The following is a 7,827-nucleotide window of genomic DNA, read 5'->3' as shown; positions in this document are numbered from 1 at the left end:
ATCCTGCTGAAATTGCTTTCCTTTAAAATGACTCATCGTCATTCCTCCTGCTATCTTTTTCTATTATTCTACCTTATCTGATAGTAGATTTAAAACTTTGCAACAGAACCGCTAAAGAGATTGCAACATTGGCCTCTGCTCCGCCAAAATGGGCTAAGAGACAATTATTGTCACTTAGACGTTCATTGTTACAGGTGGAAAGGCGAAGCATGATCTCACCCAGTGTCAATATTTTAGTCATAAAGATCATCCTTAATCTTTTTAAATTCTGTCATGTATTCTTTAGCGATACGCGTGACACCTTTATAGTCTCCAGTTTCAGCGGGCTTCAAAAGATTGCCCTCGACGCCGACTGTTACCACACCTGCCCTGAACCAGTCTTTCATGTTTTCCAACGACACCCCTCCGGTTGGCATAATATTTATCTGTGGCAAGGGGGCTTTGAAGGCAGATATGATTGCTGGGCCATATGCCGATCCGGGAAATAATTTTACGATATCTACGCCTGCTTTTAGAGACTCTTTTATCTCCGTTACGGTTAGACACCCTGGTAAATAAGGTATTTGATACAGGTTACAAACTTCTGCTGTTGCTTGATCGAAGGTCGGACTAACTATAAATTCAGCTCCTGCCATTATGGCTAAACGGGCAGTAGTGACATCTAAAACTGTTCCCGCACCAATTACTACGCTAGAATCCAAGTTCTCCGAAACTAATTCCCTAATAACCTCTGCAGCATTAGGCAATGTAAAAGTAACTTCGATTCCCTTTATTCCACCTTGAATCAATGCTTCACAGGATCGTTTTCCTTGTTCTTTAGAAGCTCCGCGAACTACCGCAATGACACCTGATTCTTCAATTTTAGTTAATAATTCTACACGTTTCATTCTTTAGCACCCTTCTCCGTCTTTCAAACGATACTTCCTATCTCATTTCCATTCATCTGCATCCCATACTGAATAGTTAAATGAGGATCTTTCATTTCAGGAAAAACAACCATAATCGAAGTATCCTTATTGTTTTCCTTCAAAAGAGATAGATCAATTTCTGCTAACAACGTATTCTTTGTGACTCTTTCGTTTTCTTCTACTAGAATATTATAGCCATTACCTTGCAATTCCACGGTATCAATCCCCATATGAATCAATGCTTCTTCTCCATGCTCACCTTTGATGATTATGGCGTGTTTTGTAGGAAAAATTGACATAATCGTTCCATTAAACGGTGCATACACCTGTCCATTTTCTGGCTTGATCGCAAATCCTTCACCCATCATTTTCTTTGAAAAAACGGGATCATTAACATCTGTGATTTTTACAACATATCCTTGAACTGGGTTATAGATCTTTTCATGTCCAGCTTCTTTGACAATCCCTTTCTTCTGTTCTTCTTGTTCCATTGCTTCATTAGGGTCGAAAAAGAAATAGACCAATCCGCCAGATACAATCATTCCCGTTAAATGAATAATGAAATAATCTTTGATACCAGTTGCGCTATACAAATAAGTAACAATTCCGGGTATAGCTGCCACACCCATACCAGTACTTTTAGCATGTAACAATCCTGCAACTAAACCCGCAGTTGCCCCACCTGTTAAGGCAAAAAGGAACGGTTTGCCAAATTTTAGATTCACTCCGAAGATCGCTGGCTCTGTGATCCCCAAGAAAGCTGGCAATGAAGCCGACATCAAAAAGCCACGTTTCTTTTTATCCTGAACTTTCCATCCAGTTACTAAGGCCGCAGTTGCTTGTGCAATAATTCCACCAGTAATCATTGCATTAAATGGGTTAAATCCCGTATTCGCTAACAAATCTGTTTCCAAAGCCAAAAATATATGATGCATTCCAGTGACAACAATGGCTTGTTGCGTTCCTCCAATAATCAAACCGCCTAATCCGAAGGGTAAACCAATTACTGCTTTTGCAGCGCCCAAAACAAGCAATTCAATGTATTGGCAAATTGGACCAATGATAATCAAACCTAATAATCCAGCAACTAAAATCGTTGTAAATGGTGTGACAATCAAATCAAGGACATCAGGAACTTTCTTTTTTAGTGCTTTTTCCGTTTTTGCGGCTATAATCGCCACCATTAGGGCCGGTAATACCGAACCTTGATAACCTACAACATTCAAATCTAATCCGAAAAACGTAAATGTAATCGCGTCTGCTACCCCTTTAGCGACATCGCTAGGATTTGGTAACAACGGGTTGACCAACATCAAACCCAGAACAATCCCTAACACTGGACTTCCACCAAATTGCTTCATTCCCGCCCATGCAATCAGTACAGGCAAAAATGTGAAAGCTGTTTTCATCAAAATAGTTGCGATTGTCAAAACATTTGGGTTCATTTCTACACCAAAAGCGTTGATACAATTGATAAAACCGCTAAATAATCCGGTAGCAACCAAAACTGGAATAACTGGAATGAAAATATCCCCTAAAATTCGCGATACTTTTTTAGGTAAAGACATTCCCTCATATAGATCGCCTTTAATATCTGTATTTAACTCAGTACTCGTATTTCCAACCACAATAGCATACACACGATCAACAAATCCCGTTCCAAGAATAATCTGGTATTGCTCTCCAGCAAAAAATTGCCCCTTTACCCCATCAATATTTTCAATCTCAGCTTCGTTAACTACTTTTTTGTCGTTCAAGGTCAAACGCAAGCGTGAGGAACAGTGTCCTACAGCTCGAATGTTTTCTTTTCCACCAATCGCTTCAATGATTGCATTTGCTACCATAACATCTTTATTTTGATTCATTTTTTAACTCCTCCTTAAGGTCTTCCTGCAGATCCATCTGGCAAACGGCACAATGTCCAGTCAGCCATCCGATCATGTGTTGGAAAAGCCGCCGCAGCTTCCTCATCAATATCGACACCAATACCTGGTTGATCATTCAGATAAATGTACCCATCCTTTGCAACCGGTGTTCCCGGAAATACTTTGTACGTATTCTCTTTAATGCTGCAACTCCATTCTTGGATACCGAAGTTCGTGGAAGTAATACTTAAATGCGTATTCACCGCATGCCCGATCCCTGTCATATCACCTGGGCCATGCCACGCAGTTCGCACACCATAAGCATCTGCCAAGGAAATAATTTTTCTTGTTGGTGTAATTCCACCCACCTGACTCAGATGCAATCGCAAATAGTCGATTGTCCGGTTTTGGATAAGCCCCGTCCATTCATGGGGATTATTAAACAGTTCTCCCATTGCTAGCGGAATATTGGTATGGCTTCGTAAATGCTCAAACCATTGGACTTGTTCTGGCGGCAATGCATCCTCTAAGAACAACAAGTCAAATTTCTCCAGCTGATTAGCAAATTTTACCGCTTCACTGGGAGATAAGCGTTCATGCACATCATGACAAAGCTTGATCGAGTCTCCAAATTTTTCTCTCAATTTTTCAAACCCTTCAATCATTGTCTTCATATAAACATCTGGATCGTAGTAAACACCGGGAGTATTATCCTTAGGTAAATGCATCGCCTGATTATTTCCGCCATACCCGCCAATCTGTACGCGAATCTGTTTCCAGCCTTGATCGACTCGCGTTTGCACTAACTCAACAGCATCACTGACACTTTGTGCATCGGCATGAATATAGGCTGGAACAGCATCACGAACCTTTCCACCAAACAATTGATAAAGCGGCATATTCGCCAGTTTCCCTTTAATATCCCAAAGTGCCATGTCGATTCCTGACAAAGCGTTGTTCAATACCGGACCGTTTCGCCAATAGCTACTCACCGAAGCTGTGCGCCAAATATCTTCTATCCGTTGCGGATCTTTACCAATCAAAAATGGTTTTAAGTATTTATCAATCGCTGTTACAACTACTTCATATCTCTGTGTAAATGTTGCACAACCCACTCCATAAATACTTGGGTCATTCGTTGTCACTTTAACTGCTACTAAGTTGATGCCTTCTGGAGCCGTGGTAATTACTTTAATATCTTCAATTACTAGCGCTTTCATCATTTGTTAAAACCTCTTTCTTAAATTTGACTCAAGTATAAGCGAATCCTTTTTTTCTGCCTATAGCGTCTGTGAACTTAAATAAATGATTCAGCATTAGATTCTTTTCCCAAAAATTGAAATTTTTCCCAGATAGTCAAAGAAAAAAACTCCCTAATTAGAGAGTTTTTTCTGTTTATATTCCATATAGCGTAAGAATAGAATACTTACTAAAATAAAATAGGGATCTAACACGCTGTATTTTTTCCAATTATCAATAGGAACTTGCTCCAAATTAACAAAAATATTTTCATTACTGAAGTGGGCGATTTGATTCTCTGAGAAGCTCGTAATCACAACAAATGGCACACCCTTCACCTTCAAGTCTTTAGCAAAGGAATGAGCGTTGTCTGATCGTCCTCTCAATGAAATAATAAAAACCAAGTCTTCTGTCGTTAACGTATCCGTTAGGGAACCAATCTCATCAACCCCCTCAACTACGTAAAAATGTTCATCACCTGCTAGAAAGACCCGACGCATCTCTTGTGCGACAGCCCTTTGTAGAGTTCCTGTACCATAAATAAAGACTTTTTTACTACTTTGAATAAGTTGAAAAATCGTTGAGAAATCCCGGTACTTCATTTCATTCATAGAGTTAGCGATAATCGAAACATACTGATCAATTAAGTTTCCTTCCAAATCTTCTGCTTCTAATTCTGCTTTAAGTGCATACTTCAATTCAGAGAAACCCTTATATGATATTTTTTGAGCAAAACGATGAATACTAGATTTGGAATAATTGCATTTTTTTGCCAAATTAACTAATGTTGATTCTGAGGCTTCTTTTTTATTGTTAGAAATGTATTTCCAGATTGCTAGATCATTCTCATTAAGGTCAAAAAAATATTTACTAACTAGCTCTTCTGTTTTAATAGACACTATTTTTCACCTCGTTAAGGTATTTTCTTCATTGTAATCTTCAGCAGCCGTGATCGGATCAAAATTAGCTACCATTAAGTTATTGATTCCATTTATTGGAGTAGGTTTATTAGTCAACGTTGTCTGAAAGACGTCTTGTAGGTTTGAGGCCGGATCTGTACTAACCAGCATTACTTTATTTCCATCTTGTGCTAAAGAAGTGGCTGTCGCACAAGCGGTAGTTGTTTTCCCTACGCCACCTTTACCAGTGAAAAATAGATATTTAGTTAAGCCCATCTTTTGGGGCATATATTGTAACATTTATTCTCCTCCTTACTTAAACTAGAAAAGAGGCTGTTAACAACAGCCTTCGCTTCCATCATTTCCTCCACAGCATCCACCAGAGTTATTAACCGGCTGAGCAACAAAGTGAATCGCACCATATTTTCCAAATTCTTCTAACGTAGGATAAGATCCTTCTTTGACAATTTCTCCGTCTAGCAATGTAACTGGTAAAATATCATTTCCTTTTTGTTGTAACAACTTTAAAATCGTGGAGTTATTAACAAAAGCATCTGGATCACTTGTAAGATTATGACGTGAAGCTTCTACTGAATCTATTCCCTCAAATGTCTCAAAAACTGAAGTCACCATGAGTAATTCTTCGTCTACAGAAGGTCCACACACTCCTGTTGAGCAACACATTGCTGGTTCAAATAGTTCCAATTTTTTCATCTTCTTTTTCTTCTTTACAATTACAGTTTGATGTATCACAAATGCAATTCTCTTCATTAGAAAATAATTGCATCATTGAACCCATAAATTGATCTACAAAGCTATCTGTCAATTGATATCTGTGCCATGTTCCATCTTTGGTAACAAGCACAATACCAACTTTTTCTAATACTTTAATATGGTGTGAAAGGGTCGGTTGAGTAAAATCAAAATGATCTAAAATATCGCATGCGCATAAGCTGCCACAAGACAATATATCAATGATTTTTAACCGTTTTGGATCAGCAAGTGCTTTAAGCATTACTGACATTTCATCATAGTTCATACTTAATCCTCCTGAACATAGACGCTTATCTATGCATTAATATAGATAAATATCTATAAATCGTCAATCGTTTCTGTATTTTTTATGCTTGATGAATAATCAATAGAACCAAAAAAGCATTAACATCGATAATTTTCTTTATCAATGTTAATGCTTCATATTGGTATATCGATCTAATAGATTTAATTCATCAAATGTAAAACAATCAGATTGTGTCACATTAGGCTTTTGATATTTTCGGTAAGATTTGATTATCTCAGAACATTAATATTGCCCCTTTAAAAAATTTTGTCAGTACTTTTAAGTTATTCCATTCTGAAAATTCAAAATTTTCGATAAAGTCCATATAATTATGTAAAAGCAAAAAGGCCATATGAACGCCTCTTTACGGTACAATGTTTTTAACCACTAAAAACATACCCAGGAGGCAATCATATGACCCAAGTACATTTTACACTGGAAACAGAAGATATTCAAAGTTTAATTGACCAGTCGGTCAAAGATAATGCGGCTAAACAAATTTTACAAACTGTATTTAATCAGTTGATGGACGAGCAGCGAACAGATTATATTCAAGCCACAAACTATGAACGATCAGACGATCGAAGAAGCCAACGCAACGGCTATTATGAAAGAGAATTAACGACTCGTATTGGCTCTCTTGAGTTGAAAGTTCCCCGAACACGCGACGGTGAATTTGCACCGACTGTATTTGAGCGGTATCAACGCAATGAGAAGGCTTTGTTAGCCTCTATGTTAGAGATGTATATTTCTGGTGTCTCTACACGTAAAGTCTCTCAAATCGTTGAAGAACTATGCAGTAAATCAGTCTCTAAATCCTTTGTCTCCAGTTTAACTGCCCAGTTAGACCCTATGGTCTCTGAATGGCAAAATCGTTCTCTATCAGACAGGTCTTTCCCTTATGTTATGACAGATGTTATCTACATCAAAATCAGAGAGAATCATCGTGTCGTATCTAAAAGCTGCCATATAGCGATTGGCATATCAGAAGATGGAGAGCGTGAGATTATTGGCTTTATGATTCAAGATGAAGAAAGTGACGAAACTTGGTCTCTCTTCTTCGACTACCTCAAAACCAGAGGGTTAAGTGAAGTGGAAATGGTCATTTCCGATGCCCACAAAGGCTTAGTCAAAGCCATCAAGAAGTCATTTACAAACGCTTCATGGCAACGATGCCAGGTTCACTTTATGCGTAATATCCTCAATTGTATCCCTAAGAAAGATTCAAAACCTTTCAGAGAAGAAGTCAAAGCACTCTTCAAATTTACGGATATTGAAACGGCTCGCAAGGCTAAAAATACTATAGTAAGTGCCTATAGCGAACAATCAAAATACCATAAAGCCTGTGAAAAACTAGATGAAGGATTCGAAGATGCCTTTCAATACGCCGTTGTCGGTAAAGGTCAATCGAGATTAAAAAGCACGAATCTTCTTGAACGGTTAAATGAAGAAGTCAGACGCAGAGAAAAAGTTATCCGAATCTTTCCGAATCACGCCTCTGCCAATCGTTTAATCGGTGCAGTTCTTATTGACCGTCACGAAGACTGGCTAAGCTCTACCAGAAAATATATTCAATTTTAACCTATAGGTTAAAGCTTTAAAACAGTGTACTGTATTTTACACAATTTTATGGACTTGACTAAATTTTCAGTCTATATAATTAACTTATATTCAGTTTTACCAAATGATAAGCTTTAAAAAGTATTCAGAATTTAGTCATGTTATGGATCCAATAAAGTAGATATGGAATATTTATTTTCTCTTGTCTAATTTATAAGAGGGAGCGTCAATAATTTTGTGTAAATGATTCTTCCCTACTGCAGATTGTTTCTAATTCTCAATCAGTTGGCTTAGCA

Annotated in this window: 7 protein-coding genes and 2 pseudogenes; 1 reads left to right on the top strand and 8 read right to left on the bottom strand. The window is 37.8% G+C overall.

The annotated features are described in order from the left end of the window. Positions 1–109 precede the first annotated feature (109 nt). The 8 genes and pseudogenes from DVW06_RS16515 to DVW06_RS16480 all read right to left on the bottom strand — a co-directional run. Positions 110–241 (bottom strand): annotated as a pseudogene (locus DVW06_RS16515) (sugar kinase); the annotation flags it as partial. Further along, positions 234–887 carry a bifunctional 4-hydroxy-2-oxoglutarate aldolase/2-dehydro-3-deoxy-phosphogluconate aldolase gene (locus tag DVW06_RS16510; protein WP_137264896.1) on the bottom strand — a complete coding sequence of 218 codons (654 nt, stop codon included), beginning with the start codon at positions 885–887 and terminating at the stop codon, positions 234–236. The gene DVW06_RS16510 and the pseudogene DVW06_RS16515, both read right to left, overlap by 8 nt. Before the next feature lie 23 nt (positions 888–910). Beyond that, positions 911–2,773, bottom strand: coding sequence for a PTS transporter subunit IIBCA (locus DVW06_RS16505; RefSeq protein WP_003127879.1), 1,863 nt, complete (start codon positions 2,771–2,773; stop codon positions 911–913). 14 nt (positions 2,774–2,787) lie between these two features. Further along, positions 2,788–3,996 (bottom strand): D-galactonate dehydratase, encoded by a 1,209-nt coding sequence (locus DVW06_RS16500; protein ID WP_003127878.1) that lies wholly within the window; start codon positions 3,994–3,996, stop codon positions 2,788–2,790. Positions 3,997–4,146: 150 nt separating this feature from the next. Further along, entirely contained in the window at positions 4,147–4,911 is a 765-nt protein-coding gene (locus tag DVW06_RS16495) for a MurR/RpiR family transcriptional regulator (RefSeq protein ID WP_137264895.1), read from the bottom strand. A gap of 27 nt (positions 4,912–4,938) precedes the next feature. Continuing rightward, positions 4,939–5,211: pseudogene (locus DVW06_RS16490) on the bottom strand (ArsA-related P-loop ATPase); the annotation flags it as partial. Positions 5,212–5,247: 36 nt separating this feature from the next. Further along, the gene (gene arsD, locus DVW06_RS16485) at positions 5,248–5,625 is read right to left on the bottom strand and encodes an arsenite efflux transporter metallochaperone ArsD (protein ID WP_005469942.1); all 378 of its coding nucleotides are present in this window, start codon (positions 5,623–5,625) and stop codon (positions 5,248–5,250) included. Beyond that, complete coding sequence (locus tag DVW06_RS16480) at positions 5,603–5,950, bottom strand: ArsR/SmtB family transcription factor (protein ID WP_003127874.1); 348 nt, start codon at positions 5,948–5,950, stop codon at positions 5,603–5,605. The genes arsD and DVW06_RS16480 overlap by 23 nt, the downstream gene beginning before the upstream one ends. 435 nt (positions 5,951–6,385) lie before the next feature. Between DVW06_RS16480 and DVW06_RS16475 the strand changes: the two genes are divergently transcribed. Next, positions 6,386–7,552 (top strand): IS256 family transposase, encoded by a 1,167-nt coding sequence (locus tag DVW06_RS16475; RefSeq protein WP_021150677.1) that lies wholly within the window; start codon positions 6,386–6,388, stop codon positions 7,550–7,552. The last annotated feature ends 275 nt before the right edge of the window (positions 7,553–7,827 follow it).

Origin of the sequence: Enterococcus sp. ARL09-542, from assembly GCF_005234805.1 — a bacterium.
Classification (GTDB): domain Bacteria; phylum Bacillota; class Bacilli; order Lactobacillales; family Enterococcaceae; genus Enterococcus_D; species Enterococcus_D gallinarum.
Note: the sequence above shows the minus strand (reverse complement) of the source record. Positions and strands in the feature narration are given on the sequence as shown.